General features: G+C 65.2%; 28 protein-coding genes, 2 tRNA genes and 1 pseudogene. 21 read left to right on the forward strand and 10 right to left on the reverse strand.

Annotated elements, in window-relative coordinates; translation table 11 throughout:
- Positions 1 to 5: 5 nt before the first annotated feature.
- The 8 genes from atpB (at position 6) to ACFQPB_RS00650 (ending at position 6,835) form a co-directional block, all read left to right on the forward strand.
- Positions 6 to 878, forward strand: a complete 873-nt coding sequence (gene atpB, locus ACFQPB_RS00615) for a F0F1 ATP synthase subunit A (RefSeq protein WP_382218935.1) — start codon at positions 6 to 8, stop codon at positions 876 to 878.
- A gap of 82 nt (positions 879 to 960) precedes the next feature.
- The gene (gene atpE, locus ACFQPB_RS00620) at positions 961 to 1,209 is read left to right on the forward strand and encodes a F0F1 ATP synthase subunit C (RefSeq protein WP_066261906.1); all 249 of its coding nucleotides are present in this window, start codon (positions 961 to 963) and stop codon (positions 1,207 to 1,209) included.
- Between the two features lie 108 nt (positions 1,210 to 1,317).
- Complete coding sequence (locus ACFQPB_RS00625; protein ID WP_382200719.1) at positions 1,318 to 1,788, forward strand: F0F1 ATP synthase subunit B; 471 nt, start codon at positions 1,318 to 1,320, stop codon at positions 1,786 to 1,788.
- Between the two features lie 26 nt (positions 1,789 to 1,814).
- Positions 1,815 to 2,345, forward strand: coding sequence for a F0F1 ATP synthase subunit delta (locus ACFQPB_RS00630; RefSeq protein ID WP_382218937.1), 531 nt, complete (start codon positions 1,815 to 1,817; stop codon positions 2,343 to 2,345).
- 65 nt (positions 2,346 to 2,410) lie between these two features.
- Positions 2,411 to 3,973 carry a F0F1 ATP synthase subunit alpha gene (gene atpA, locus ACFQPB_RS00635; RefSeq protein WP_382200716.1) on the forward strand — a complete coding sequence of 521 codons (1,563 nt, stop codon included), beginning with the start codon at positions 2,411 to 2,413 and terminating at the stop codon, positions 3,971 to 3,973.
- A gap of 30 nt (positions 3,974 to 4,003) precedes the next feature.
- Positions 4,004 to 4,873 (forward strand): F0F1 ATP synthase subunit gamma, encoded by an 870-nt coding sequence (atpG, locus tag ACFQPB_RS00640; RefSeq protein WP_382200714.1) that lies wholly within the window; start codon positions 4,004 to 4,006, stop codon positions 4,871 to 4,873.
- Positions 4,874 to 4,889: 16 nt separating this feature from the next.
- Positions 4,890 to 6,296 carry a F0F1 ATP synthase subunit beta gene (atpD, locus tag ACFQPB_RS00645; protein ID WP_382200712.1) on the forward strand — a complete coding sequence of 469 codons (1,407 nt, stop codon included), beginning with the start codon at positions 4,890 to 4,892 and terminating at the stop codon, positions 6,294 to 6,296.
- Positions 6,297 to 6,418: 122 nt separating this feature from the next.
- The gene (locus ACFQPB_RS00650) at positions 6,419 to 6,835 is read left to right on the forward strand and encodes a F0F1 ATP synthase subunit epsilon (RefSeq protein WP_382200710.1); all 417 of its coding nucleotides are present in this window, start codon (positions 6,419 to 6,421) and stop codon (positions 6,833 to 6,835) included.
- A 60-nt stretch (positions 6,836 to 6,895) separates the two neighbouring features.
- On the opposite strand, the gene ACFQPB_RS00655 is transcribed toward ACFQPB_RS00650, so the two are convergent.
- The 3 genes from ACFQPB_RS00655 to ACFQPB_RS00665 are packed head-to-tail and all read right to left on the reverse strand — an operon-like array spanning position 6,896 to position 8,983.
- On the reverse strand, positions 6,896 to 7,435 hold the full coding sequence (locus ACFQPB_RS00655) for a TPM domain-containing protein (RefSeq protein ID WP_382218939.1): 540 nt from the start codon (positions 7,433 to 7,435) through the stop codon (positions 6,896 to 6,898).
- Between the two features lie 22 nt (positions 7,436 to 7,457).
- Complete coding sequence (locus ACFQPB_RS00660; RefSeq protein ID WP_382218941.1) at positions 7,458 to 8,378, reverse strand: TPM domain-containing protein; 921 nt, start codon at positions 8,376 to 8,378, stop codon at positions 7,458 to 7,460.
- A complete protein-coding gene (locus ACFQPB_RS00665) occupies positions 8,375 to 8,983 on the reverse strand; it encodes a LemA family protein (RefSeq protein WP_382218943.1) in 609 nt (202 codons plus the stop codon). The genes ACFQPB_RS00660 and ACFQPB_RS00665 overlap by 4 nt, the downstream gene beginning before the upstream one ends.
- A gap of 74 nt (positions 8,984 to 9,057) precedes the next feature.
- On the opposite strand from ACFQPB_RS00665, the gene ACFQPB_RS00670 reads away from it, so the two are divergent.
- From ACFQPB_RS00670 to ACFQPB_RS00680, 3 genes are read left to right on the forward strand one after another with little or no spacing between them, the layout of a single operon-like run.
- Positions 9,058 to 9,495, forward strand: coding sequence for a YybH family protein (locus tag ACFQPB_RS00670; RefSeq protein WP_382218945.1), 438 nt, complete (start codon positions 9,058 to 9,060; stop codon positions 9,493 to 9,495).
- A gap of 4 nt (positions 9,496 to 9,499) precedes the next feature.
- Entirely contained in the window at positions 9,500 to 10,567 is a 1,068-nt protein-coding gene (locus tag ACFQPB_RS00675) for a YheT family hydrolase (RefSeq protein WP_382218947.1), read from the forward strand.
- Positions 10,560 to 11,111, forward strand: a complete 552-nt coding sequence (locus tag ACFQPB_RS00680) for a DUF2946 family protein (RefSeq protein ID WP_382218949.1) — start codon at positions 10,560 to 10,562, stop codon at positions 11,109 to 11,111. The genes ACFQPB_RS00675 and ACFQPB_RS00680 overlap by 8 nt, the downstream gene beginning before the upstream one ends.
- 54 nt (positions 11,112 to 11,165) lie before the next feature.
- Here ACFQPB_RS00680 and ACFQPB_RS00685 read toward each other — a convergent pair whose 3' ends face one another.
- A complete protein-coding gene (locus ACFQPB_RS00685) occupies positions 11,166 to 11,999 on the reverse strand; it encodes a c-type cytochrome (RefSeq protein ID WP_382218951.1) in 834 nt (277 codons plus the stop codon).
- A 210-nt stretch (positions 12,000 to 12,209) separates the two neighbouring features.
- Here ACFQPB_RS00685 and ACFQPB_RS00690 point away from each other — a divergent pair.
- The 9 genes and pseudogenes from ACFQPB_RS00690 to ACFQPB_RS00730 all read left to right on the forward strand — a co-directional run.
- Positions 12,210 to 12,269 (forward strand) — tRNA-Arg (locus tag ACFQPB_RS00690).
- 36 nt (positions 12,270 to 12,305) lie between these two features.
- Positions 12,306 to 12,381, forward strand: a tRNA-Arg gene (locus ACFQPB_RS00695).
- A gap of 408 nt (positions 12,382 to 12,789) precedes the next feature.
- Positions 12,790 to 13,251 carry a helix-turn-helix domain-containing protein gene (locus ACFQPB_RS00700; protein ID WP_382218953.1) on the forward strand — a complete coding sequence of 154 codons (462 nt, stop codon included), beginning with the start codon at positions 12,790 to 12,792 and terminating at the stop codon, positions 13,249 to 13,251.
- A gap of 158 nt (positions 13,252 to 13,409) precedes the next feature.
- The gene (locus ACFQPB_RS00705; RefSeq protein WP_382218955.1) at positions 13,410 to 13,637 is read left to right on the forward strand and encodes a hypothetical protein; all 228 of its coding nucleotides are present in this window, start codon (positions 13,410 to 13,412) and stop codon (positions 13,635 to 13,637) included.
- 320 nt (positions 13,638 to 13,957) lie between these two features.
- Complete coding sequence (locus ACFQPB_RS00710; RefSeq protein ID WP_382218957.1) at positions 13,958 to 14,230, forward strand: hypothetical protein; 273 nt, start codon at positions 13,958 to 13,960, stop codon at positions 14,228 to 14,230.
- Positions 14,227 to 15,729 (forward strand): DUF3375 family protein, encoded by a 1,503-nt coding sequence (locus ACFQPB_RS00715; protein ID WP_382218959.1) that lies wholly within the window; start codon positions 14,227 to 14,229, stop codon positions 15,727 to 15,729. Before ACFQPB_RS00710 ends, ACFQPB_RS00715 begins: the two co-directional genes overlap by 4 nt.
- The gene (locus ACFQPB_RS00720) at positions 15,729 to 16,565 is read left to right on the forward strand and encodes a DUF4194 domain-containing protein (protein WP_382218961.1); all 837 of its coding nucleotides are present in this window, start codon (positions 15,729 to 15,731) and stop codon (positions 16,563 to 16,565) included. The genes ACFQPB_RS00715 and ACFQPB_RS00720 overlap by 1 nt, the downstream gene beginning before the upstream one ends.
- Before the next feature lie 3 nt (positions 16,566 to 16,568).
- Complete coding sequence (locus ACFQPB_RS00725; protein ID WP_382218963.1) at positions 16,569 to 19,895, forward strand: ATP-binding protein; 3,327 nt, start codon at positions 16,569 to 16,571, stop codon at positions 19,893 to 19,895.
- Positions 19,882 to 20,952 (forward strand): annotated as a pseudogene (locus ACFQPB_RS00730) (DUF3322 domain-containing protein); the annotation flags it as partial. The gene ACFQPB_RS00725 and the pseudogene ACFQPB_RS00730, both read left to right, overlap by 14 nt.
- Here the strand turns inward: ACFQPB_RS00730 and ACFQPB_RS00735 are convergent.
- Positions 20,948 to 21,589, reverse strand: coding sequence for a DUF2889 domain-containing protein (locus tag ACFQPB_RS00735; RefSeq protein ID WP_382218965.1), 642 nt, complete (start codon positions 21,587 to 21,589; stop codon positions 20,948 to 20,950). The pseudogene ACFQPB_RS00730 and the gene ACFQPB_RS00735 overlap by 5 nt on opposite strands.
- Before the next feature lie 96 nt (positions 21,590 to 21,685).
- Between ACFQPB_RS00735 and ACFQPB_RS00740 the strand changes: the two genes are divergently transcribed.
- Complete coding sequence (locus tag ACFQPB_RS00740; RefSeq protein WP_382218967.1) at positions 21,686 to 22,198, forward strand: cupin domain-containing protein; 513 nt, start codon at positions 21,686 to 21,688, stop codon at positions 22,196 to 22,198.
- A 39-nt stretch (positions 22,199 to 22,237) separates the two neighbouring features.
- Here ACFQPB_RS00740 and ACFQPB_RS00745 read toward each other — a convergent pair whose 3' ends face one another.
- From ACFQPB_RS00745 to ACFQPB_RS00765, 5 genes are all read right to left on the reverse strand, one after another.
- A complete protein-coding gene (locus tag ACFQPB_RS00745; RefSeq protein WP_382218969.1) occupies positions 22,238 to 23,710 on the reverse strand; it encodes an aldehyde dehydrogenase (NADP(+)) in 1,473 nt (490 codons plus the stop codon).
- Between the two features lie 25 nt (positions 23,711 to 23,735).
- Positions 23,736 to 24,614: a 2-hydroxy-3-oxopropionate reductase gene (locus ACFQPB_RS00750; protein ID WP_382218971.1), complete on the reverse strand. Its 879-nt coding sequence runs from the start codon at positions 24,612 to 24,614 to the stop codon at positions 23,736 to 23,738.
- 45 nt (positions 24,615 to 24,659) lie between these two features.
- Positions 24,660 to 25,448, reverse strand: coding sequence for an HpcH/HpaI aldolase family protein (locus ACFQPB_RS00755; protein WP_382218973.1), 789 nt, complete (start codon positions 25,446 to 25,448; stop codon positions 24,660 to 24,662).
- A 204-nt stretch (positions 25,449 to 25,652) separates the two neighbouring features.
- A complete protein-coding gene (locus ACFQPB_RS00760) occupies positions 25,653 to 25,787 on the reverse strand; it encodes a hypothetical protein (protein WP_382200680.1) in 135 nt (44 codons plus the stop codon).
- Positions 25,788 to 25,821: 34 nt separating this feature from the next.
- Positions 25,822 to 26,403, reverse strand: coding sequence for a LexA family protein (locus ACFQPB_RS00765; RefSeq protein WP_382200678.1), 582 nt, complete (start codon positions 26,401 to 26,403; stop codon positions 25,822 to 25,824).
- Between the last annotated feature and the right edge of the window lie 111 nt (positions 26,404 to 26,514).

Below are 26,514 nucleotides of genomic sequence, written 5' to 3' on the forward strand. Positions count from 1 at the left end.
CTGATATGGCAGCTGAAGGAATGACGGGGCCCACCCCAGGCGAGTACATCCGCCACCACTTGGTCCACCTGACCAACCAGAAGCAAGGTTTTATCGTTGACTTTTCGGTCATCAACCTGGATTCGGTGATCGTTAGTTCGGTGCTGGGTGCGCTGGTCTGTTTTGTTCTGTGGCGTGCTGCGCGCGCTGCCACGGCTGGTGTGCCGGGCCGTTTTCAGGCGGCCGTTGAAATGCTGGTCGAGATGGTGGACTCCCAAGCCAAGGGTGTGATCCACAACGCCGAGAGCCGCAAGCTGGTGGCTCCCATGGCGCTGACCGTGTTCTGCTGGATTTTTGCCATGAACTTCATGGACATGCTGCCGGTTGATGCGCTGCCTGCGCTGTGGCATGTGGCCGGCCCTGCCATGGGTTACCCCGACTACCTGCGCGTCGTGCCCACCGCTGACCTGTCCACCACGCTGGGTCTGTCGATCTCGGTGTTGCTGCTCTGCCTGTTCTACAACATCAAGATCAAGGGCTTTGGCGGCTGGACGCACGAGTTGGTGACCGCTCCGTTTGGTACCTCCAAGAATCCTGTTTGGGCACTGCTGCTGGGCGTGACCAACTTCCTGATGCAAATGATCGAGTTCGTGGCGAAGACGGTTTCGCACGGCATGCGGTTGTTTGGCAACATGTTCGCGGGTGAGCTGGTGTTCATGCTGATTGCGCTGCTGGGCGGTTTCGCCACGCTGTCGCTCACAGGTGGGCTCCTCTTCGTCGGACGCCTGATCGCTGGCACGGTGTGGACCTTGTTCCACATCCTGGTCATCACCTTGCAAGCGTTCATTTTCATGATGTTGGCCCTGATTTATCTGGGTCAGGCACATGATGCGCACTGAAGACGCGCTTCAACCTCGCGTACTGTGTTTCGTTCCGTTCTTGTTTTTGTTTCTTAACTTTTATCCATCCTAAGGAGTCATCATGGAAAACGTTCTGGGTCTCGTCGCTCTGGCTTGCGGTCTGATTGTTGGTCTGGGCGCCATCGGCGCTTCCATCGGCATCGCGCTGATGGGCGGCAAATTCCTCGAGTCCTCGGCCCGTCAGCCTGAGCTGATGAACGACCTGCAAACCAAGATGTTCATTCTGGCCGGTCTGATCGACGCCGCCTTCCTGATCGGTGTGGCCATCGCCCTGTTGTTCGCCTTCGCCAACCCCTTCCAGCTGGCTTAATGGGTTTGCTGCGCTGCGTGGCCGACCGTCGTCCCGCCTGAGCGGGTCACGTCGCCGCGCCGCAGCAATGGCGTCAACACTCTTGTCCATCGACAGAAAGGCGTTGCGATGAATATCAATGCAACCCTGTTTGCGCAAGCCATCGTTTTTGCGATCCTGGTGTGGTTCACGATGAAGTTCGTGTGGCCCCCCATCGCCAAAGCGCTGGACGAACGCGCGCAGAAGATTTCCGAAGGCTTGGCCGCTTCCGAGAAGGCCAAGTCCGAACTGGCTGTGGCCAACAAGCGTGTGGAAGAAGAGTTGAGCAAGTCGCGCAACGAATCCGCCACCCGTCTGGCCGATGCCGAGCGCCGTGCCCAGGCTGTCATTGAAGAAGCCAAGGCCCGTGCCACCGAAGAGGCCGCCAAGATTGTGGCCGCTGCCCGCCAGGAAGCCGACCAGCAAATCGTGAAAGCGCGTGAAGCGCTGCGCGAAGAGGTGGCAGGTCTGGCCGTCAAGGGTGCCGAGCAAATCCTCAAGCGCGAAGTCAACGCCGGCGTCCACGCCGAGTTGCTGGGCCGCCTGAAGACCGAGCTCTGATCCGCGCAACGCCAGGAAACACGACCATGGCCGAACTCGCCACCATTGCTCGCCCTTACGCCGAAGCGCTTTTTCAAGCCGCCAAGGCAGACACCGCCACCGCTGCGGGCTGGCTCGACGAGCTGGCCGCCATTGCCGCCAACGAACAGCTGCGCCAGTACGCCGACAACCCCAAGGTGACGGCCCAACAGGTGCTGGAGCTGTTTGTGGGTGTGGCCAAGCAGTCGCTGCCCGACATGGCACGCAATTTCTTGCAGACCGTCATCGACAACGGCCGGGTGGCCGTGCTGCCCGAAATCGCCAGCCAATTCCACGCCCTGAAGAACGCCCAGGCCGGCACCGCTGACGCGGTCGTCTACAGCGCCTTCGAGATCGACAGCGCTGCACTGGCCGATCTGGCCCAGGTGCTGGAAAAGCGCTTTGCCCGGCCGCTCAACCTGAGCGTGCAGCTGCAGCCCGATCTGATTGGCGGCATCCGCGTGGTGGTGGGTGACGAGGTGCTGGACACCTCCGTCAAAGCCCGTCTTGAACAAATGAAAGTGGCCTTGTCGGCCTGATGTCGGCTCCCGCCGCGAAGCGTCGCGCCTGAGCATCACAACCCTTACGAAAGAAGGAAAGAGCCATGCAACTCAATCCCGCTGAGATTTCTGAACTGATCAAGTCGCGCATCCAAGGTCTGGGCGCTGCGAGCGACGTGCGCAACCAGGGCACCGTGGTGTCCGTGACCGACGGCATCGTGCGCGTGCACGGCCTGTCGGACGTGATGCAGGGCGAGATGCTTGAATTCCCGGCCAACAAGGAGGGCGTGCCCTCGTTTGGTCTGGCGTTGAACCTGGAGCGTGACTCCGTGGGCGCCGTGATTCTGGGTGAATACGAGCACATCTCTGAAGGCGATACCGTCAAGTGCACGGGCCGCATCCTGGAAGTGCCCGTGGGTCCCGAGCTGGTCGGCCGCGTGGTGAACGCCTTGGGCCAGCCCATCGACGGCAAAGGCCCGGTCAACGCCAAGATGACCGACGTGATCGAGAAGGTTGCGCCCGGCGTGATCGCTCGCAAATCGGTCGACCAGCCTGTGCAGACCGGCCTGAAGTCCATCGACTCCATGGTGCCCGTGGGCCGTGGCCAGCGCGAACTGATCATTGGCGACCGCCAGACCGGCAAGACCGCTGTGGCCATCGACGCCATCATCAACCAGAAGGGTCAGAACATGACCTGCGTTTACGTCGCGATTGGCCAGAAGGCCTCGTCGATTAAGAACGTGGTGCGTGCCCTGGAGCAAGCTGGCGCGATGGAATACACCATCGTTGTGGCCGCGTCTGCCTCCGAATCTGCTGCCATGCAGTACCTGTCGGCCTACTCCGGCTGCACCATGGGCGAGTACTTCCGCGACCGCGGCGAAGACGCCCTGATCGTGTACGACGACCTGTCCAAGCAGGCTGTGGCTTACCGCCAAGTGTCGCTGCTGCTGCGCCGTCCGCCAGGCCGCGAAGCCTACCCTGGCGACGTGTTCTACCTGCACAGCCGCCTGCTGGAACGTGCCGCCCGCGTGAACGCCGACTATGTCGAAGCCTTCACCAAAGGCGCCGTCAAAGGCAAGACCGGCTCGCTGACGGCGCTGCCCATCATCGAAACGCAAGCTGGCGACGTGTCCGCTTTCGTGCCGACCAACGTGATCTCCATCACCGACGGCCAGATCTTCTTGGAAACCAGCCTGTTCAACGCCGGTATCCGCCCCGCCATCAACGCCGGTATTTCGGTGTCGCGTGTGGGTGGTGCGGCTCAGACCGACCTGATCAAGAAGCAGTCCGGTGGTATCCGTACCGACTTGGCCCAGTACCGTGAACTGGCCGCTTTTGCGCAGTTCGCTTCCGACCTGGACGAGGCCACCCGCAAGCAGCTGGACCGCGGTGCCCGCGTGACCGAACTGCTCAAGCAGGCCCAGTACAGCCCGTTGTCCATTCCGCTGATGGCTGCGACCCTGTTCGCCGTGAACAAGGGTTACCTCGATGACATCGACGTCAAGAAGGTGCTGCCTTTCGAAGCCGGTCTGCACGCTTTCCTGAAGGACAAGCACGCTGCCCTGCTGCAAAAGATGGAAGCTGGCAAGGCGCTGGACAAGGACAAAGAAGCCGAAGCCCAACTGGCAGCCGCCATCGCCGACTTCAAGAAAACCGGCACGTACTGAACCGGCCCATTGACCCTTTAAGGAGCAGCAATGGCAGCAGGCAAGGAAATACGCGGCAAGATCAAATCGGTGGAAAACACCAAGAAGATCACCAAGGCCATGGAAATGGTGGCCGCGTCCAAAATGCGCAAGGCGCAGGACCGCATGCGTGCGGCCCGGCCCTACGCGGAAAAAGTGCGCCAGATCGCCGGCAACCTCAGCCGTGCGAACCCGGAGTACGTCCACCCCTTCATGGTGAAGAACGACGCCAAGACCGTCGGCTACATCGTGGTGACCACGGACAAGGGCTTGTGTGGTGGCTTGAACACCAACATCCTGCGCGCCGTGACCGGTCAGCTCAAGGACCTGCAGTCGCAGGGCCAGAGCGCCGAGGTCGTGGCCATCGGCAACAAGGGCCTGGGCTTCATGAACCGTGTGGGCGCCAAGGTGGTGTCGCACGTGACCGGCCTGGGCGACACGCCGCATCTGGACAAGCTCATCGGCCCCGTCAAGGTGCTCTTGGACGCGTACACCGAGGGCCGCATCAGCGCGGTTCACGTGTGCTACACCAAGTTCATCAACACGATGAAGCAGGAGTCGGTGATCGAGCAGTTGCTGCCCCTCAGTGCCCAGAGCCTGCAGGACAACAGCAACAAGGGCCACGACTGGGACTACATCTACGAACCCGATGCCCCGGCCGTGATCGATGACCTGCTGCTGCGCTATGTCGAAGCACAGGTCTACCAGGCCGTTGCCGAGAACATGGCGTCCGAGCAGTCGGCACGCATGGTGGCCATGAAGGCCGCCACCGACAACGCAGGCAGCGTCATCAGCGAACTCAAGCTGGTTTACAACAAAACCCGTCAGGCAGCGATCACGAAAGAACTTTCGGAAATCGTGGCCGGTGCGGCGGCAGTTTAATTTTTTGGAGCAAAACATGGCTCAAGTACAAGGCAAGATTGTTCAGTGCATCGGCGCCGTGGTGGACGTGGAATTCCCGCGTGACCAGATGCCCCGCGTTTACGACGCGCTGAAGATGGAAGGTTCCGCCCTGACGCTGGAAGTCCAGCAACAGCTGGGCGACGGCGTGGTGCGCACCATCGCGCTGGGCTCCTCTGACGGCCTGCGCCGTGGCATGCTGGTGACCAACACCCACGCCAACATCACCGTGCCCGTGGGCAAGGCCACCCTGGGCCGCATCATGGACGTGTTGGGTTCGCCCATCGACGAACGTGGCCCAGTCGACCAGACCCTGACCGCTCCCATCCACCGCAAGGCTCCCGCTTACGACGAGCTGTCGCCTTCGCAGGAACTGCTGGAAACCGGCATCAAGGTGATCGACCTCGTGTGCCCCTTCGCCAAGGGCGGTAAGGTGGGCCTGTTCGGTGGCGCCGGTGTGGGCAAGACCGTGAACATGATGGAACTCATCAACAACATCGCCAAGGCCCACAGCGGTCTGTCGGTGTTTGCTGGTGTGGGCGAGCGCACCCGCGAGGGCAACGACTTCTACCACGAGATGGCCGACTCCGGCGTGGTGAACCTCGAAAACCTGAGCGAGTCCAAAGTGGCCATGGTCTACGGCCAGATGAACGAGCCGCCGGGCAACCGTCTGCGCGTGGCCTTGACCGGTCTGACCATCGCCGAGTCCTTCCGTGACGAAGGCAAGGACGTGCTGTTCTTCGTGGACAACATCTACCGCTACACCCTGGCCGGTACCGAAGTGTCCGCGCTGCTGGGCCGCATGCCTTCCGCCGTGGGCTACCAGCCCACCCTGGCCGAAGAAATGGGCCGCCTGCAAGAGCGCATCACCTCCACCAAGGTCGGCTCGATCACCTCCATCCAGGCCGTGTACGTGCCAGCGGATGACTTGACCGACCCGTCGCCTGCCACCACCTTCGCCCACTTGGATTCCACCGTGGTGCTGTCGCGTGACATCGCTTCGCTGGGTATCTACCCCGCTGTGGACCCGCTGGACTCCACCAGCCGCCAGCTGGATCCGCTGGTGGTGGGCCAGGAGCACTACGAAACCGCCCGTGCCGTGCAAGGCACGCTGCAGCGCTACAAAGAACTGCGCGACATCATTGCCATTCTGGGCATGGACGAACTGGCGCCTGAGGACAAGCTGGCCGTGGCCCGCGCCCGCAAGATCCAGCGTTTCCTGTCGCAGCCCTTCCATGTGGCGGAGGTTTTCACCGGCTCGCCTGGCAAGTACGTGCCGCTGTCGGAAACCATCCGTGGTTTCAAGATGATCACCGCTGGCGAGTGCGATCACCTGCCCGAGCAGGCGTTCTACATGGTCGGCACCATCGACGAAGCCTTCGAAAAGGCCAAAAAGGTGGCGTAAAGCGGCGCCCCGGGGCGTCTGGCATTGTTGCCCTGCTCGCCGTACCTCAGTGCGGCTGTGCGCGGCGCCTAGCCAGCCCCCCCGCTGCTTGCTTTCCACTCACCTTTTAAACTGGAGTAACTATGAGCACCATCCAAGTCGATGTGGTGAGCGCCGAAGCCTCGATCTTCAGCGGCCAGGCCAAGTTTGTGGCCCTGCCCGGTGAAGCAGGCGAACTGGGCATCCTGCCCGGCCACGTGCCGCTGATCACCCGCATCAAGCCCGGTGCCGTGCGCATCGAAAAGGCCGACGGCGATGAAGAGTTCGTGTTCGTCGCCGGTGGCATCCTTGAAGTGCAACCGCACCACATCACGGTGTTGAGCGACACGGCCATCCGTGGTCATGACCTCGACGAAGCCAAGGCCAACGAAGCGCGTAAATCTGCCGAAGAGGCGCTTAAGAACGCCAAGAGCGACATCGATCTGGCCAAAGCACAGTCGGAGTTGGCCGTCATGGCGGCTCAGATCGCCGCGCTGCGCAAGTTTCGTCAGAAGAAGTGAGCGTTTGACGCAGAACCGAAAAAACCGGCCATGAGCCGGTTTTTTTGTGGCCACAACGCCTCAGACCCGCACGATGGTGTTGCTGAGTTGGTTGGCGCCACGTCCACGCGCAGCAGCGTCGGTGGGCTCGGGGAAGTGGGTGGCCAGCAGTGATGTCACTTCGGCCATGGCGGTGCCCAGGCCTTGCTCGAAATCACCGGCTTTGAGTTGACCCGTCAGTTGCGCCACCAGCTTGTCCCAGTGCGAGGCGGGCACTTGGCGCGCCAGGCCGCGGTCGGCCACCACCTCGATGTGGCGCTCCGCCAGCAGCAGGTAGATCATCACGCCGTTGTTGTGTTCGGTGTCCCACACCCGCAGCCGGCCAAACCAGCTCATGGCGCGTTGCCGCATGGCCTGTTGCAGTGTCAAGTCGGGGGCCAGCCGCCAGAGGTAGCTCAGGGGCAAGGCCGCCTCCACCACCACGCGCACCTCGCCGGTATGCCGTGCCTCACTGAGCGCCACCTGTTGTTCAAGGCGAGCGGCCATATCGTCTGGGACCACCCGCAGCGTGTCGCGCTGGTCGCGCCAGCGGTGTTTGAGCATGAGAAGAAAACGGTTCATGCCGGGTTCCGAGTTGTGCACATCACCAGTCGCCCGAGGCGCCACCGCCGCCAAAGTCACCGCCACCGCCCGAGCTGAAACCACCGCCACCGCTGCCGCCGCCACCACCCCAACTGCCGCCACCTGACGGGCCTGCGTGCCAGCCGCCGTTGCGTCCACGGCCCGCGCCTGACGACGGCAGCGAAGGCAGCGAAGGCAGCAGTTGCAGGAACAGGGTTGCCACGGCCGCCACCATGCCAGCAGCCGCTGCCAACCACCACGCCTGGCTCAACCACCAGGCCAAGGCGCCGGCCCCCAGACCGGCCAGCAGCGCGCCCATGGGGGCGCCGAACACACGCCTCAACACAGATGCAGCGACCGGACCGCCGAAGAACAACAGCAACAGCCACTCTTCCAGGCCCAAGCCCAGGTCCGCACTGCTGTCCGCTGTTGGGTCGGGTGCGGGCAAGGCCTCACCGGCGATGACGGCAGACAGGCGGTCGATGCCAGCGTGCAGCCCAGCGGCGTAATCGCCTCGGTGGAAGGCGGGCGTCACCCCTTCGTCGATGATGCGTTTGGCCAGCAAATCGGGCAAGGCACCTTCCAGTGTCTTGGCCGGGGCGATGCGCAGGCGTCGGTCGTTTTTGGCGACAACAAACAAAATGCCGTCACCCACGCCGCGGCGCCCGAGTTTCCAGGCATCGCCCAGGCGCTGGGTGTAATCGGCGATGTCTTCGGGCGCGGTGGTGGGTACCAGCACCACCACCACTTGTGCGCCGCGTGTCTGCTCCAGCTGGGCCAGTTTGGCGGTCAAGGCGGCCTGTGTGGCGCCGTCCAGTGTGCCCGTCTGGTCGATGACACGACCGCTCAAGGGCGGCAGCGGCAAGCCCGCTTGCGCGCCGGCCAGCCCCAGGCTGCCCAGCCACAGCAGTGCGCCGGCCACCCAAGGCCACCACAGCCTCATGGCTTGTTGAAGTCCACCTTGGGCGGGGCCGAAATGGCGGCCTCGTCGGCCACCGTGAAGCCCGGTTTGACGCTGTAGCCGAACACCATGGCCGTGAGGTTGGTGGGGAAGCTGCGCGCGAGCACGTTGTATTCCTGCGTGGCGGCGATGAAGCGGTTGCGTGCCACGGTGATGCGGTTTTCCGTCCCTTCAAGCTGCACCCGCAAATCGGCAAAAGCGGCGTTGGCCTTGAGGCTCGGGTACTGCTCGGCCACCACCAGCAGGCGACTCAGCGCACTGCCCATGTTGGCCTGCGCGGCCTGGAAGTTCTTCATCGCCTCGGGGTTGTTCACCATCTCGGGTGTCATCTGGATGGCGGTGGCCTTGGCGCGGGCTTCGATGACCTTGGTCAGCGTCTCCTGCTCGAAGCTGGCCTCGCCCTTGACGGTGGCGACGATGTTGGGAATGAGGTCGGCGCGCCGCTGGTACTGGTTGAGGACCTCGGCCCAGGCCGATTTGGCGCTTTCATCCAGGCGCTGGAAATCGTTGTAGCCACAGCCCACGAGGCTGCTGGCGAGCAGCAGCGCGGCAAGATAGCGCCAGAGCGCACCCGTTGTAGAACGCATTCAATCCTCCTCAGACCGGTGTGGTTGCGCGACTATACCGCTGAGGTGCACGGCACAGCCTGCAAAATAGCCCCATGCGCAAACCCAAACTCCCACCCGGTACACCCGATGACATCGAGCAGGCCTTTTACGAGGCCTTGCAACTCGGCGACATCGACCGCCTGATGGCCTGCTGGGCCGACGAAGAAGACATTGTGTGTGTGCACCCGGGCGGCCCGCGTTTGGTGGGCAGCGCCGCCATCCGCGCCGCGTTTGAGGCCATGTTTTCAGGTGGCAGCATCCGTGCCTACCCCGAGCAGGTGCTGCGCCTCACGGCCCATGGCTGCAGCGTGCACAACGTGGTGGAGCGTGTCGAACTGCTCAGCGACGACGGTCTGCGTCGCGCCTACGTGATGGCCACCAACGTGTACGTCAAAACCGCCCAGGGGTGGCGTCTGGCCACCCACCACGCCAGCCCCGGCCAGTTGGACGCGCCCGCCGACGTGGGCAGCGGCCCGGCCGTGTTGCACTGACCCCATGAACGGGCCCCACAGCCACACCCTGGCTCACGCCCCTTGGCGCGCACCTCGTGCTCTGCCGCAGCCGCCGGGCGCAGCGCCCTGGTGGCTGCCCGGCGGGCACGCCCAGACCATCTGGGCTGCCCTGTTCGCGCGCCGGTTTGTGGGCAGCGCGCCGGTGTACCGGCGCGAGCGCTGGACGACCCCCGATGCCGACTTCGTGGACGTGGACCATGCCACCCATGTGGTGGCCGACTCAGCGCCCGTGTTGGTGTTGTTTCACGGCCTGGAGGGCTCGTCGCGCAGCCACTATGCGGAAGCCTTTGCCGATGTGGCACATGAACACGGCCTGGCTTACGTGGTGCCCCACTTCAGAGGCTGCTCGGGCGAGCTCAACCTGGCGCCACGCGCCTACCACTCGGGCGACCACGCAGAGATCGACTGGATGTTGCGCCGCTTGCGCGCGCAATACGTCGGCCGCCCTCTGCTTGCGGTGGGGGTGTCTCTGGGCGGCAATGCGTTGATGCGATGGGCGGCCGAGCATGGTGCGGCCGCTGGCGACGTGGCCGATGCGGTCGCCGCCGTGTGTTCGCCCATCGATCTGGCGGCCGGCGGTCATGCCATCGGGCGCGGGTTCAACCGGCAGGTGTACACCCGCATGTTTCTGCGCTCCATGGTGCCCAAGGCGCTGGCCAAGCTGGCCCAGCACCCGGGCCTGTTCGACCGCGACAAGCTGCTGGCGGCGCGCGACCTGTACGCCTTCGACAATGTGTTCACCGCACCGCTGCACGGTTTTCGCAACACCGAAGACTACTGGCGACGCGCCTCCGCGCAACCGCTGCTGCCGCAGGTGCGCGTGCCAGCGCTGGTGCTCAACGCCCGAAACGACCCCTTTGTGCCGGCCAGCTCCCTCCCCGCCGCCCAGGACGTGGGACCATGTGTGACGCTGTGGCAGCCGCCGCAGGGCGGGCATGTGGGCTTTCCTGCCTCGTTGCCCCCTTGGGGTGTTCCGGGTCACGTGCGTGCCATGCCCGAGGCGGTCACCCATTGGCTGCTGTCGCAGCTGTCAGGAGCTTCCCATGGATGAGATGGTCAAGGCCGCGCTGGCCAAATGGCCCAACGTGCCCGATTGCTATGGCTGGTTGGGCCTGGACAGCCGGGGCCAGTGGTTCATGCGCGACGACCGTGCTCAGGCCTGCGGGTCGTTTGCCGGCCTCGGGGCCAACGAGGCCAGCAAGGGCTCGCTGTTGCGGCACGACAAGCTGATCGACTTCATCGGCCGCAACTACGAGGCAGACACACACGGACGGTGGTTTTTCCAGAACGGCCCGCAGCGCGTTTACGTGGAGCTGGAACAGGCGCCTTGGGTCTGGCGCGTGGACGACGCGGGCACAGTCCAATCGCACACCGGGCGTGCGGCCGTCATCCAGGCGGTGTTTGTGGATGAAGCGGGGCATGTGCTGCTGGACACCGACCTGGGACTGGGGTTGGTGCACACGCAGGACGTCGGGCGGGTGGCCGAGCTGATCGAGCGTGGCCAATGGCCCGAGCCGACCGAACTGGCCTCGGCCACACTGCCCAGCCGCTTCGGTTTTGTGCTCAGTCCAGCTGAGGCCAAGCAGGCCACTTGAAACGAAAAAAAGCCGCTCGTGGAGAGCGGCTTTTTCAGTGCGCGTGGCGCGTGTTCACTTGACGCTGGCGAGCATGAATTCGACTGCGGCTTTGATGTCCGCGTCGGAGGCGCTGGAGCCACCGCGTGGGGGCATGGCATTTTTGCCTTTGATGACGGAGGCAGTCAGGCCGTCCACACCGGCACCCAGGCGTGCGGACCAGCCGGCCTTGTCGCCCAGTTTGGGGGCGCCCGCCACACCGGCTGCGTGGCAAACGGCGCAGGCTTGTTTGTAGAGCGCTTCGCCACCGGCGGCGGCCACGGGGGTCGCAGCGGCTGGTGCTGCTGCGGGCGCGGCGGGGCTTGCGGCAGCCACCGGGGCAGCAGCTGGGGCTTCGGCCGCAGGGGCAGCACCAGCGGCGGGCTGGGGCACGTCGAACTTGGCACCGCCCGCGTTGGCCATGTGCACCACGGCGCGGCCAATTTCCACGTCGTTGAAGTCGCCACCACCTTGTGCACCCATGGCGCCCTTGCCCTTGAGGGCCGAGGTCAGCAGGGCTTCGTAGCCGGTCTTGATGCGGGCACCCCACGCGGCCGCGTCGCCCAGCTTGGGGGCGCCAGCCAAACCAGCGTCGTGGCAAGCCGCGCACTGCGCCTTGTACACCTCTTCGCCGGCGCGCAGCGGGCGGTTGGCATCACGCAACTCCACCGAGCCCACGGGCTGGATGCGTTGTGCGGTGGCCAAGGCCTGGTCGCTGGCACCAGCGGCGGGCTTGTTGCCCGAGGTCACGTAGTACACAAGGCCGATGATGATGAACACCGGCAGCACAAATGAGAAGAAGGACGTCCACAGCAGTTGCTGGGGCGTCTTGATGGGGCCGGTGTGGGAATCGTGCGCGTTGTCGCTCATGGCGTCCTCAGTGGGGCTCAAGGGGAATGGGGGTCGCGTGGCCGAGGCCTGTTGCACCGCGGCCCAAGCGTGAGGGTGTCACGCGATGGAGGCGTGTCGGGACCGGCCGCGATTATAGCCAAGGGCCTTGCCCCCTTGAGCCACCGGGTGCGGCTTGCGTCAGACCCGGCCGCTGTGCTGTGAGAGAATACGGGCGCTTTACAGCACCGTGCGGCTGTAGCTCAGTGGATAGAGTATCGGCCTCCGAAGCCTGTCGTCATTGCAGCCGCGTGCGAGAATGTGAGTGTTGGTTCCAGTTGAAAATGTGCGGCTGTAGCTCAGTGGATAGAGTATCGGCCTCCGAAGCCGAGGGTCGTGGGTTCGATCCCCGCCAGCCGCACCAAACCTAGTGACGCACGAAAGTAGACGCTCACATACTGACTACTTGGCCTTGCGAGGCAATCGTCGTCGATGGGGTTGATCAGGGCACAACGACAAAACAGACCTGTCGTCACGCGATGTTCCCCGAAATCGGCCTGTGCCTTGTGTGTGCCCAGGCTGTGCCCCAGGGTCGAGGTGACAGTCCAAAACCACGAGCCAAACGACGACAAGTCCCTGTGCCAAACAAAAGGCATCGATTTGAAATCCAGTACTGAAAACAAGGCGACAGAGCGAATGCTGTCCCGCCTTCACGGGTGGCTGGATGGTTTCAGTGGCGAGCGGATCGTGGTATCCCTGCAACTGGCCGCAGTTTCAACACTGGGCTGAATCGGCACTTCAGCTTGCCAACTCCAAGACAGACGATTTCACGATGAACTCATTGACCAACGCCCTGAAGTCAGAAATCGCCCGCGTGGCCCGCAAAGAGCTCAAGGACGAACTGCTGGCGTTGAGGAAAACCACCACGGCGCAACGCGCCGAGATCGCAGCACTCAAGCGGGAATTCAAGGCCTTGCGTGCCCTGCTCAAGGCCAACGAAAAAGCGGTCAAGGCCGTCAAACCGACGGCCCTCACGCCAGCGCCCAAAGCCGCCACCACCGAGCGAAAAAAGCCCGGCCGAAAAGTCAGCTTCAGTGCCGAGGCCTTGGCAGCCCAACGTGCCCATTTGGGCCTCACACAGGCCCAAATGGCGCAGTTGCTGGAGGCCTCGGCCTTGTCGGTTTACAAGTGGGAGTCGGGCAAGGTGCAGCCACGGGCCGCACAGCTCGAACGCATCCTGGCGCTGCGCAAGCTGGGCAAACGCGAAGCGGCTGCGCGGCTGGCTCCGGTGTGAGCCTGAAAGACCGCCACCTGCCCAAATCTTGGGCAAACTGCCTACAAGGCCCAGGGCATGCGGGCTGCGGCCGAATGGCCATGGGTTATCCACACACTTCTTCCCCTGTTTGTGGGGATTCTTGATCACCGATTCACGGCCTGAAGAACAGAGAGCACATGCGCCATTCATTGACGACACAGCGCAGACACACCGAGCGGCCCAAACCGGCAGCAGCTCCAACGACGCCGTTGGGCGACAACCGGTTTCAGGAACTGATTCGGGGCGCCAGCGCGTTTTTTGCGCAGGCTGAGCGAGATGTGGTGGCCGAGAAGGCGGCCGCTATCGTGGAAATCCAGGACCTCATGGCCGAATACGGATTGACGGTGGCCGATCTCGAAGACTGAGCGATGGGTGCGGTGAGTCGCAAGGACTGAGCCAATGGATGGGTCGATTCTTTGAAGGCTCGGGCGTTGTCGGGCCCCAAAAACGCCCGTACGCCGAGGTGATCTCTCCTCGCCGTTTTGACTGGGCGAAGCCCAAAGCGCGATGGCCAACTGCGATGCGCTTGTCAGCGTGGTTGACATGATCACGAGATGCGGGACCTTGCTGGCATGTGGTGGATTAGACTGCCCCAGGCCCTTGTGCAAGTGTTTTGTCCATCTCGCCAATGAGCAACCAACAGACTGTTCTCGACCGAGAGCTTTTCATTCAGGCGCTGCGCCACATGAGTGAAGAAGACCTTCGCTATCTCAATCGCATGGTCGTGGAGCGCCTGAACCTGCTCGCGCAGGCCCGCAGCACGGTTGCGCTGGCGCAATTTGCAGAGGGCGATCGGGTGCATTTCATCACCAGCGATGGCAGTGTCAAACAAGGTTTTGTCGTTCGATTGAACAAGAAAACCGCCAGCTTGCGCACCGACGACGGCCAGCACTGGAAGGTGTCACCCGCCCTGTTGCGCAAGGGTCTGCAGGCACAGAAGGCCGGTGACCACTCGTGACGTCTTTGAGCCAGCAACGCACGCAGAACTACATCAGCGCCCGCCACAACCATCCTGCGTGGATGTTGCTGGCCTCGCGCCGTGCGCCGCTGATGCTCAGCGGCCTGGAGGCCTTGTTTGAACACAGCCGGGACGGTGTGCCCATGGATGTGGCGGTATTGGCGCTGGCGGACTTGTTGGCGGCACACGCCAACCAGCCGGACTATGACATCGATGTGCAGGACATTGGACGGCAAGCGCGTGGCGAGTTGCGCGAGTGGATACGGCGCGGCCTGGTGGTCGAGCGCGAAGGCCGTGTGTTCGAGACCGATGCGCTGAAGACCGCGTTGGGTTTTGTGGCCCAACTCGATGGCCGCATGATGACCTCCACCGCGTCGCGCTTGGCGATCGTGCAACGCGAGATCGACCGGTTGGCCGCCCAACTGGACCCGGACCCGCAGGCGCGGCAAGCCCACCTGCAGCGCCAGCTGGACGACTTGCAGCGCCAGATGCAGCAGGTGCAGGACGGACAGATCGAGGTCTTGTCTGAGGACCAGGCTGTCGAGGGTGTGCGCGAGGTCTATGCGTTGGCCATCAGCCTGCGGGCCGATTTTCGGCGCGTGGAGGACTCGTGGCGCGAGGCGGACCGCAGCTTGCGTCAGGCCATCATCGGCGAGCATTTGCACCGTGGGCAGGTGATGGACCGGCTGCTGGATGGGCACGCCCATTTGCTCAACACGCAAGAGGGGCGCGTGTTCGACAACTTTCACCAGCAGTTGAGCCGGCAGGACGAGCTGGACGCGATGCGCCAGCGCATCCAGCGGATTCTTTCGCATCCTGCGGCGACCAAGGCCTTGGACGATTTGCAGCACAGCGCCTTGCGGCTGCTGGTGATGCAGTTGATCAAGGAGGCCAAGGTCGTTCAAGCGGTGCGCGCGCGCAGCGAACGCGAGGTCAGCCAGTTCATGAAAAGCGGGCAGGCGGCAGAAAACCACCGCGTGGGCCAGCTCATCAACGACGTGTTGCAGCAGGCCGCCCTCATCGACTGGGATCGGCAGGCGGTGCGCCGCGCGCCTTCGCCGCTGCCGCCGCTGGGTGTGGCCCTGGGTGCCCAGGTGCCGCTGATCGAACGGTTGCGCATCAAGTCGCTGGACGAAGGCGCGCCAAGCGAGTTGCTGCTCACCGCGCAGCACACCAGCCTGGCCGATCTGGAGGCCGAATTCTGGCTCGCCTTCGACGGTCTGGACCGCGATGCACTGTTGTCGCAAACGCTGCGGTTGCTGCAAGAGGCGGACCATCCACTGACCCTGTCGGAGCTGGCGGCGCGGCTCCCGCCGGGCGCACACGATCTGGAAACACTGGCGTTGTGGCTGGGCATGGCACGCGAGGCTGGCGTGGCGCCACAGGGCGAGCCCGAGCACATCGACACCGAGGATGGGGAAGGGCGGCGCTGGCGTTTAACCGTGCCGCACCTGCCGCTGGACGGTGACGTGTTGGCCGACGTGGTTTGGGACGCATGATGGCCACACACAAACAACCGTTGACCGACATGCCCACACCACACCCACCACGCGACCTGTTCGACCGCCTGGCGGCCGAGGCCCAGGCCACACCCCCCTGGCCGCCAGCGCAGGCCGGGCCGCCGGCGGAGGGTGGATCGGCCCCGACCGATGATGCGTCGAGCAGGGCCGAACGCACACCGCTGGACCTGCGCCGCGCGGTGCAGGAACTGCTCAAACACGGCTGGCTGGAGCAGGCCAGCAAACCGCGCCTGTACCGCACCGTCAGCCACCAGACCGAACAGGTCAATCGGCTGCTGGAGCCACTCGACCTGGAGGTGGCGCTGGACGAGGTGCGTGGGCTGGCCTTTGTGCGGGTGGTGGCCGACTATTCGGCCGATGGCGACAGCAACAGCACCGACGAGGACGCCGACGGCTGGTCGCATCCGCTGGTGTTCCGGCAACGGCTCACGCTGGAGCAATCCTTGCTGGTGGCCATTTTGCGGCGCGAGTTCATCCAGCAGGAGCAAGAGGGTGGCTTGGGTGTGGCCGTGCGCTTGGCGGTGGACGATGTGTTGCCTCAGCTCGATGTGTTCATTGCCCGCAGCGGCAGCGATACCCAGGATCACAAACGTTTGATGCAACTGCTCGACAACCTGCGCAAACACGGCGTGGTGTCGGAGGTCGATGCGCAGGACCGTTTTTTGATCCGCCCGATGATTGTTCACCTGGCCAATCCCGAGAACCTGCAGGCCTTGCTGCTGCACCTGCGAGCACTGGCCCACCCGGCCAACGGCACGGACCAGGTTGCGGCAGACGCACACACCGACAACCCGACACCGACGGAGGCGGACTGACCCATGGACCGACTGGCCGATGGCATGCCTGGCGTGGGCGCCGCTGCCCACCCCAGCTATTGCTTGCAGGAACTGCACCTCTACAACTGGGGGGCGTTTCAGGGCTGGCACATGGCCAGCATCGACCCGCACAACACCGCCATCATTGGCCCCACCGGCAGTGGCAAAACCACGGTGATCGACGCCCTGATGACGCTGTTGTGTGCCAACCCCAAATACAACCTGGCGTCCACCGGCGGCCACGAAAGCGACCGCGACCTGGTGTCCTATGTGCGCGGCGTCAGTGGCCCCGGCACCGAAGGCAGCAGCGATCACATCAGCCGCAACGGCAAAACCGTGACCGGCCTGGCCGCCCGCATGGTGGGCGAGGCCGGGCAACAGGTCTGGCTGGGTGCGGTGCTCTGGTTTGACGGCAGCAGTTCGGCGGTGGCCGACCTCCAGCGGCGCTGGTTGTTTGCCGAGAACACCGACCAGTCGCTCAACGGCTGGCTGGAAGAGCACCACCGGGGCGGCGCACGCGCTTTGACCCAGCTGGGCAAAAACACCGAAGGCCTGAGCGTGCACACCAGCAAGTCGGCCTACTTGGCCAAGTTGCAAAGCCATTTTGAGGTCGGCGCCAACGCCTTCACGCTGCTCAACCGCGCGGCCGGGCTCAAGCAACTCAACAGCATCGACGAGATTTTTCGCGAACTGGTGCTCGACGACCACGCCGCGTTTGACCACGCCCTCCAGGTGGCCGATGGCTTTGAGGAGCTGACCAGCATCCACAACGACCTGGAGCTGGCGAACCGCCAGTTCGCCACCCTGTTGCCCCTGCGCGAACTGGATCACCGGCATAGGCAACAAAGCACCCAGTTGGCGGCCTTGGAAGGTGTGGCCACCGCCTTGCCGCAGTGGTTTGCCCAGCAGGGCGTGGCACTGTGGCAGGCGCGCGTCGAACAGGTGCGTGGCCGTTTGACCGAGCTGGACCACGAGGTGGACGCCGCCAACGCCGCCATCCAAGTGGCCGAGCAGGAGGAACAGACACGTCTGCAGGTGTACCTACAGGCCGGTGGCAGCGGCATCGAAGATTTGCAACGTCACATCGAAGACGTGGGGCGGGAAGTTGGGCGGCGACAACAGAACGAGCGCGACTACCGCGCGCTGCTGCACAACCTGGCGCTGACCCCGCCCGAGCGCTTGAGCGCGGCCAGCGTGCTTGCGCAGCAGGCGCAGGCCACACAGATGTGCGAGGACATTGCACGGCAAATGGCCGACCACCAAGCCGAACTGGAAGCCGCGATTGCCGATGCCCACAACGCGCAGCAAGACCACCAGCGTGTGATGGATGAACTGGCGCTGACCCGCAAGCGCCCGGGCTCCAACATCCCACCCGCGTTGCAGAAGTTTCGCGCCGACCTGGCCGAGCAACTGGGCCAAGCGGTCGAGGGCTTGCCCTTTGTGGCCGAGCTGGTGGAGGTGCAAAAACACCAGCAGCATTGGCGTGGTGCCATCGAGCGCGCGTTGGGCAGCCAGCGCCTGCGCGTGCTGGTGGCGCCTGAGCACATGCGCGACGCGCTGTGGTGGGTGAACCAGCGGCACAACCAGGTGCACGTGCGGCTGCTGGAGGCGCGCCCACCCGTGGCCACGCCCCGGTTCTGGGACGACGGTTTCTGCGCCAAGCTCAACATCAAAACCCATGCCCACGAGGGCGCGTTGCGCCAGTTGCTCGCCGATCTGGACCGCCACTGTGTCGACAGCCCCGAGGCCTTGCAACACACACCACACGCCATGACACAGCAGGGCCTGATGTCGGGCAAGGCCCAGCATTTCGACAAGCAGGACCAAAAGCGCCTGCAGGACGACTGGATGACCGGCTTCGACAACCGCGATCGCCTGGCCATGTTGGAGCGCGATTTGCAAGAAGCCGGCGAGCGTTTGAGCCGTTGCCAGGACCAGAAGGACACGGCGCTCAAGCGCCAGCGCGACTGGACGGCGGCCAGGCATCTGTGGCAACTCTTGGGGCAGGTGCAGTTCGAGGCCATCGACGTGGCCAGCGTGCAAGCGGAACACGCGGCCCTGCAGCAGCGCTTGCAGGCCTTGTTGAACCCGCAGTCCGACACCGCCCGTGCCCAGGCCGCGTGGGAGCTGGCCAGAACGCACACACATGAATGCCGCCAAACGCACGTCGCGTGGATGGGGCAACACGCGGTGGCCGTGGCCGATGAAAAACGTGCCCAGGCCCAGCAGCAGCGGTACGCCCAACGTCTGACACAAACGGACGCCCTGCCGCCATCGATGGAGGCCCATTTCGCGGTCCACCTGCCGCTTGCCTGTGACACCCTGGACGACAGCGAGCGCCCGGCCAGCCAGGCTTTGCAGCAGCGCTTGTTGGCCGACAAAGAGCGGTTGGCCGGTCTGACCACCACCATCACCAAACAAATGACCCGGGCCCGGCAGGACGACCGGGGCGCGCTGGCCGAGGTGGCCGACGAACTCGATGCCATGCCGGTGTTTCTGGCCCGGCTGCGTGTGTTGGAGGAAGAAGACCTGCCGGCAAAACGCCAGGCCTTCCAGGCCTATCTGAACGAATCGTCGGAGCAAGGTGTCAATGGCCTGTTCAGCGGCATCCACGCCCAGGTCATCGACATCCGCGAGCGCATCGACGCGCTCAACCGCACGCTGATGAAGGTGGACTTTCAGCCGGGCCGACACCTGCAGTTGCAGTCGCAGGACGTGGTTTACCCCGTGCTCAAAACCCTCAACGGCCTGCTGAGCGAATTGCGTTCCGCCCGCTTGCGCGAGGACGGCGGCGAGAGCCACTACCGGGTGCTCCGGGACATCGTGCAACTGCTGCGCGAGCACGCCACCAACCGCCGCACCAAACCCGCGCAGGCCTTGTTCGATCCCCGCTACCGCCTGCAATTTGCCGTGGCGGTGCACGACCGCGCCAGCGGGCAGGTGCTGGAGCGGCGCACCGGCTCCCAGGGTGGCAGCGGCGGCGAAAAAGAAATCATCGCCAGCTACGTGCTCACCGCCTCGCTCAGTTACGCGTTGTGTCCTGCCGGCCGCACACGCCCGGTGTTTGCCAGCGTCGTGCTCGACGAGGCCTTCTCCAAAAGTTCGCAGGCCGTGGCAGGCCGCATCATCGAAGCCCTGCGCGAATTTGGCCTGCATGCCTTGTTTGTGACGCCCAACAAAGAACTGCGCCTGCTGCGCAACCACACCCGTTCGGCCGTGGTGGTGCACCGCAAAGGCAGCCATGCCACCCTGACCTCGCTGGCCTGGGAGGAGTTGGACCGCGCCCGACAGACGTTTGTGCCGACACGTTTGCCACATGAAATCGCCTGAGCAACTGGCCGCCCACCTGACCCGCCAGTGGCACAACGCCCATTGGCGCGAGCAGCGTCTGCTGGGTGGCGACAACGCCTGGCCCGTGGTCTTGCCCATCGGGTTGCCACCACCGGCCCTGTTCACCGACTTCAGACCTGAGCTGCGCCAACACCTGGCCGCCTGGCAGGCTGTGGACACCCGGCGTGTGGGCGAGGTGGTGTGGGAAGAGAAAAAATACCGCAGCGGCGCCAGCCCGGTGCGTGTGCCCCGCCAGTGGGTGCTGCGCCAGCCGTCCGACTGGGTGGCGGCCGCAGGCGACGCCACCGTGCGCCGGGACTACCAGCGCTTGCTGGCCGTGTTGGCCGAGGTTGACCGCGTGTTCTGGCGCTTGTTGGTGCGCCGGTTGGCGCTCTGGCAGGCGTGGCCGCCTGAGCAGGTGGTCACCGTGGCCCAGGTGGCGATGCAACTGTCACCCGGCTGTGCCAGCGGGCAGCCCTTGCGCAGCTTGGCGTTGGCCGGCACCGACAGCAAGTTTTTCGAGCGCCACGAAACCTTGCTCAAAGCCCTGCTGGACGAACGTTTTGACGGCGAAGCCAGCCGCCAGGGCCTGGCCACTTTTCTGGATGCGCTGGACGAGCGCGACCATTGGCTGCTGGTGGCGCCGTTGGCGCCGGGGGTGTTGCCCTTTGCGCGCTTGCGCTTGGCGGCGGGCGACCTCCAGCACACGCCGCTGCCCGTGCCACACATTCTGGTGGTGGAAAACGAGCAGTCGCTGCACCAGTTGCCCCAACCTTTGCCAGACACCGTGGCCATCCTGGGTGCTGGTCTTGACCTTGAATGGCTGAGCGCCGACTGGTTGCGCGACAAGGACGTGGCCTACTGGGGCGACATGGACACCTGGGGCCTGGTCATGCTGGGGCGCGCCAGACGCCATCTGCCGCAGGTGCGGCGGTTGCTGATGGACCGCGCCACCTTCGACGCCCACGCGGGCCTGGCGGTGCTGGAGTCGGTAGGCGCGCCCGCTGCGCCCCACACCCTGCACGCAGACGAGATCGATTTCTACCGCTTCCTCAGCGCAACGCCCCGGGGCCGGCTGGAGCAGGAGTTTCTGCCGCCAGCCCTGGTTCGGCAGGCACTGGCGGATTGGCTGGGTGCGGCGCGGGTGCCCGCGCCGGCGCCTGCCACCCAAAAAACACCGGGTACACCTTCGCCACCACCGGCCCGTTGAAGTCCCAGGCCAGGCACTGGCCCAGGTGGGCGGGGGGGTGACCGTTGACGGCGGGGGCGAAGGACGCGGTCTGGGTCTGGAAGGCGGCGGTGGCGAGGTTGAACAACAGCTCGCGCAAGTGGGTGCAGCCCTGGATGCCACCGAGGTGGCGCTGGATGGTCTGGCGCCAGCCACGGCCGATGACCTCGCCCACCATGCGCTGCAAGGGCGCCATGGCCTGTGGGCAGGGACCGTGGGGGTAGGCGTCCATGGCCACGGCCACGTCGCGGATGACCATGCTTTCGTCGATGCTGACGCGCAGCAGCATGTGGTGCACGGGCTGGCCGGGCTCCCAGCGGCCTTCGCCTTCGATTTCAAAGCCGTGGGGTTTGCTGTCGTGCAATTCGCCTTCGATGTCCCACAGGCCATCGTCGCGGCGGAAGCCTCGGTATTCGACGCGGCGGGTGTGCATCAGGGTGCGGGGTTGGGGGGCGGGCAAAGGCAAGGCGCGAGCTCCATCGGTCAAAGGGGATGGCGCATTTTCCGGCATCGCGGGCGCTGGGGTGGCACACTGGACACATCCCGTCTGCCACGCGATGCCATGACACACGATCATCCCCATTCCCATGATCACGACACCTCACACACCCACCACCCGGCCTGGAAACACGATGGTGTGCGTGTGGTGCCCGGCAACCAGCTGGATGGCAATGTGCCGTCCACGCCGGGCATGGACCGCAAGGCGGCGATCAACTTTGCCCGTGTGGGCGCGCAGAAGCTGTGGGCCGGCACGGTCACCATCCACCCCGACGCCAAAACCGGTGCCCACCACCACGGCCCGCTGGAGAGTGTGATCTACGTGGTGCGTGGCCGCGCGCGCATGCGCTGGGGGGAGCACCTGGAGTTCACCGCCGAGGCCGGGCCGGGCGATTTCATCTACGTGCCGCCGTATGTGCCGCACCAGGAGATCAATGCCAGCGCCACCGAGGTGCTCGAATGTGTGCTGTGCCGCAGCGACGGCCAGGCCGTGGCGGTGAACCTGGACATCGAGCCGGTGGAAAAACCCGAGCAGGTGCTGTGGGTGGACCCCACGCACCCGACCGGCGGCGTGTGAGCAGCGGCGGCTGAGCGCCGCCCCCTCACGCGCGGCGTCTCAGACCGGCCGGCCTTGTTGCGCCAGCAACCAGACCGGCGCGTCCTGCAGGGCCACGGGGCGCAGGAAGCGGTCGATGGCGGCGTCGCCCACCGAGGTGGTCATGGGTTGCGTGCTGGAGGGCCAGGGGCCGCCGTGTTGTTGGGCCGCGGTCACGGCCACGCCCGTGGGCACGCCGGCAAACAGCACCCGACCGGCGATGGCCATGGCGCCGCGCACCAAGGCGCGGGTGTCGGTCGAGTCGGTCTCGGCGCCCCAGAGGGTGACGGTCAGGCTGCCGCCCACCGCATGCAGCACCTGCAGCACTTGCGCCACCGAGTCGGCCCAGACGATCACGCTGGACGGACCGAACACTTCCTCGCGCAGGGCGTCCTTGGCGATGAAATCGGCCGCCTCGACCTGGGCCAGGAAGGGGCGCGGCGCTTCGGCGTTGCCGGCTTCGCGCAGCAGGGGCTGTGCGCCCGCGTGCACCAGGTGCTCGACGCCGGCATCAAACGCTTGGCGCATGCCGGGCGTCAGCATGGCGTGGGGGTTTTGTGCGGCCAGCGCGGTGTGCAACTGGGCCACGAAGGCTTCGCTCTCAGCGCCCTTGATCAACACGATCACGCCGGGGCTGGTGCAAAACTGCCCACAACCCAGCGCGATGGAGCCGGCCAGCGTGGCCGCCAGTTCAGCACCCTTGGTCGCCAGCAAGGCCGGCAGGGCCACCACGGGGTTGATGGAGCCCAGCTCGCCGTAGAACGGGATGGGCCGGGGGCGGGCGCTGGCTTCTGCCTGCAGGGCCGCACCACCGCGCGTGGAGCCGGTGAAGGCGCCAGCCGCAATGGCGGGGTGGCGCACCAGGCGCACACCCACATCGGCGCCGCCACCCTGGATGAGGCCCACCAGGCCGGCGGGCAAACCCTGTGCGGCCAACACCTGCTGCACCAGCCCGAACACGCGGTTGGACAAATGCAGGTGGCCGCTGTGGGCCTTGACCACCACCGGGCAACCGGCGGCCAGGGCCGAGGCGGTGTCACCGCCCAGCACCGAAAAGGCGAAGGGGAAGTTGCTGGCCGAGAACATGGCCACCGGGCCCAGCGGCACGCACTGGCGCACCATGGCGGGGTGGCCCACGGGCGGCGCGCCGGGCACGGCCGGGTCGTCGGTGAAGGCAAAGGCCACGCCGCGTTCGGCCATGTCGGCAAAACGGCGCAGCTGGAAGGCGGTGCGGTCCAGTTCGCCGTTCAGGCGCACTGGGCCCAGGGCGGTTTCGTCGTCGGCCAAGGCCACCAGGCCTTCGCGGTCGGACTCCAGGGCGGCGGCCAGGCCGCGCAGCAGGGTGGCGCGTTGTTCGCCACTGCTGGCGGCCCAGGCGGCAAAGGCGTCGCCAGCGGCGGTGGCGGCGGCGTCCACCTGCTCGGGGGTGGTGGCGGGCAGCGGTGCGCCCAGGGCTTCGCCCGTGCGGGCGCGGAAGGATTGCAGTGTTTTCATGCGGGTAGGGGAAGGAGTGAAGGGGTCAGCCTTGCGCGACGGGGTGGTCAGCCAGTCGCTCGAAGGCTTGTACGAGGGCCGAGTGGTCCATGTCGGCCAGGCCCTGAGCGGCGCAGGCTTGCATCATTTGCGCGGCGTTGGCGGTTTGGGGCAGGGCCACGCCCAGTTCGCGTGCGCCTTGCAGGGCCAGGTTCAGGTCCTTCTGGTGCAGCTTGATGCGGAAGCCCGGGTTGAAGGTGCGCTTGATCATGCGTTCGCCATGCACCTCCAGGATGCGGCTGGCGGCAAACCCGCCCATCAGCGCCTGGCGCACCTTGGCCGGGTCGGCGCCGGCCTTGCTGGCGAACACCAGCGCTTCGCTGACGGCGGCGATGTTGAGCGCCACGATGATCTGGTTGGCCACCTTGGTGGTCTGGCCGTCGCCGTTGCCACCCACCAGGGTGATGTTTTTGCCCATCAGTTCCAGCAGGGGCTTCACCTGTTCGAAGGTGGCTTCGCTGCCGCCGACCATGATGGTCAGGCTGGCGGCCTTGGCCCCGACCTCGCCACCCGACACCGGGGCGTCGAGGTACTCGCAGCCCAGCGCGTTGATGCGTTTGGCGAAGCGCTGGGTTTCCATGGGTGAGATGGAGCTCATGTCCACCACCACCTTGCCGGCGCTGAGGCCGTGGGCCACGCCGGCTTCGCCGAACAACACGGTCTCCACATCGGGGGTGTCGGGCAGCATGAGGAACACGATGTCGGCCGCGCGCGCCACATCGGCGCTGGTGGCGCACACGGTGGCGCCCGACAAGGCGGCGGGCACCTGGCTGCGGGTGCGCACAAACAGGGTGTGGCCGGCGGCGAGCAGGTGGCCGGCCATGGGCGCACCCATGATGCCCAGGCCAATGAATCCGATCTTCATGAACAAACTCCTTGCAAAGAATGGGGTGAAAGGTGAGGTGTCGGCTCAGTAGCCGCTGCCCGAGGCCGTGGGCTGGGCGCCGCGCATGTCGCGCACCACCTGCTGGGCGCCGGCGGCCAGCAGCCGGGCATCGGAGCTGACGGTGACGAACTGGAAGCCCATGGCGATGCGCTTGAGTGCCGCAGCGGTGCTGCCGTTGTGTATGCCGGCCACCAGGCCATGTGCCTTGGCGCGCGCGAGGATGTGGGCAATGGCATCGGCGGCGGGAGGGTCCACGTCGTCGAAGGTGGGCGTGCAGCCCAAGGACAGCGACAGGTCGGAGGGGCCGATGTAGACCGCGTCCAGCCCGGGCACCGACAGGATGTCTTCCAGGTTGTTCAGCGCCTGCGCGGTTTCGATCATGGCGAAGGTGACGATGGTGTCGTTGGCGTGCTGCGCGTAGTCGGCGCCGCCGTAAAGGTTGGCGCGCACCGGGCCAAAGCTGCGCACCCCGCGCGGCGCGTAGTGGGTCCAGGCCACCAGCTTCTCGGCGTCTTCGCGGGTGTTGACCATGGGGCAGATGACGCCGTAGGCACCGGCGTCCAGCGCCTTCATGAGGACGCCCGGCGCCAGCCAGGGCACCCGCACCACCGGCACGGTGTTGGTGGTGGAGATGGCCTGCAACATGGGCAACAGCGCGCCTTCATCCACGAGGCCGTGCTGCATGTCGATGGTCAGCGTGTCCCAGCCCTGGTGGGCCATGGTTTCGGCCGAGAAGCTGTTCGGAATGGCCAGCCAGCCATTCACGGCCGCCCCTCCGGATTGCCACAACGAACGCAGGCGATTGGGTCTCATGGTCGGTGTCTCCCCGGGATGGGTGATGTGGTTAGTTATAAGACATCGTACCACTGTGTCCGAGGTGGGTGCAAGTTTTTGTCGCGTTCACCTACCCGCCACGCATGCAGCAGCCCAACCGGGGATGCCACCGATCTGGCTCTGCCAGTCGGCTGGCATCGCCCCCTGGGGGGTGACGCCGAAGGCGGCGCGGGGGGGCATCCGTCAATCCAGCTCGTACACCGACACCCGCGCACCAGCGGCCAACACATTGAGCTGGCAGATCTCGCGGGTGGTCTTGGCGCGGTTGAGGGCGCCGCCCCGGCCGGTGAGTCTGCGGAAAATGGCTTTGATCGTCATGGAAACCTCACTCGTGAAAACGTGGGTGGCCGCCTCAGCGGCCCATTTGCCGGAACATGCCCACCACCACGCCGACCACCTCCAGCGACTCGCGCGCCAGGATGTCGGGGTAGTCGGGATGGGCAGGTTTGAGCACCCAACCCCCTTGACCGGGCAAGGGGTGCAGGTACTTCACGGTCATTTCGTTGTCCACCAGCGCCACCACCATGTCGCCGGGTTTGGTGGGGCGGTTGCGTTCCACCACCACCATGTCGCCGTCCAGCAGGCCGGCGTCGCGCATCGATTCACCGCGCACGCGGCACAACACCGTGCGTTCCGGGTGGCGGATCAGGTAGTCCTCGATACCCACCATCTCCTGTCCAGCGCTCTGGTCCTCCATCTGGGGCAGGCCGGCGCGCACCTTGCCCAGCACCGGCAGCGCAAAAAAGTCGCGGGTGGGGGCGATGCGGCCTTCCACACGCTCCAGAAACCCGGCGTCCACCAGCCGCCCCACCACTTTGAACACCCCACCCGCCGAGGCCAGGCCCAGCACATCGGCAAGTTTGGCCATGGAGGGGAACGCCTTGTGCTCGCGCCAATACATGCGCAAGGCGTCGAGGTGTTTGTGGTCCGACATCGAGACAAGCAAGTGAATGAATGTTCACGATGGTAAACGAAGCATTCTGAGATTGTCAATAATCTCAACAATGTGGGGCTTCTCCGGTGGTAGGCTGTGTTTTTGCCCGGG

The sequence above is a fragment of the Hydrogenophaga atypica genome (assembly GCF_042665215.1).
Taxonomy (GTDB): Bacteria; Pseudomonadota; Gammaproteobacteria; order Burkholderiales; family Burkholderiaceae_C; genus Hydrogenophaga; species Hydrogenophaga defluvii_A.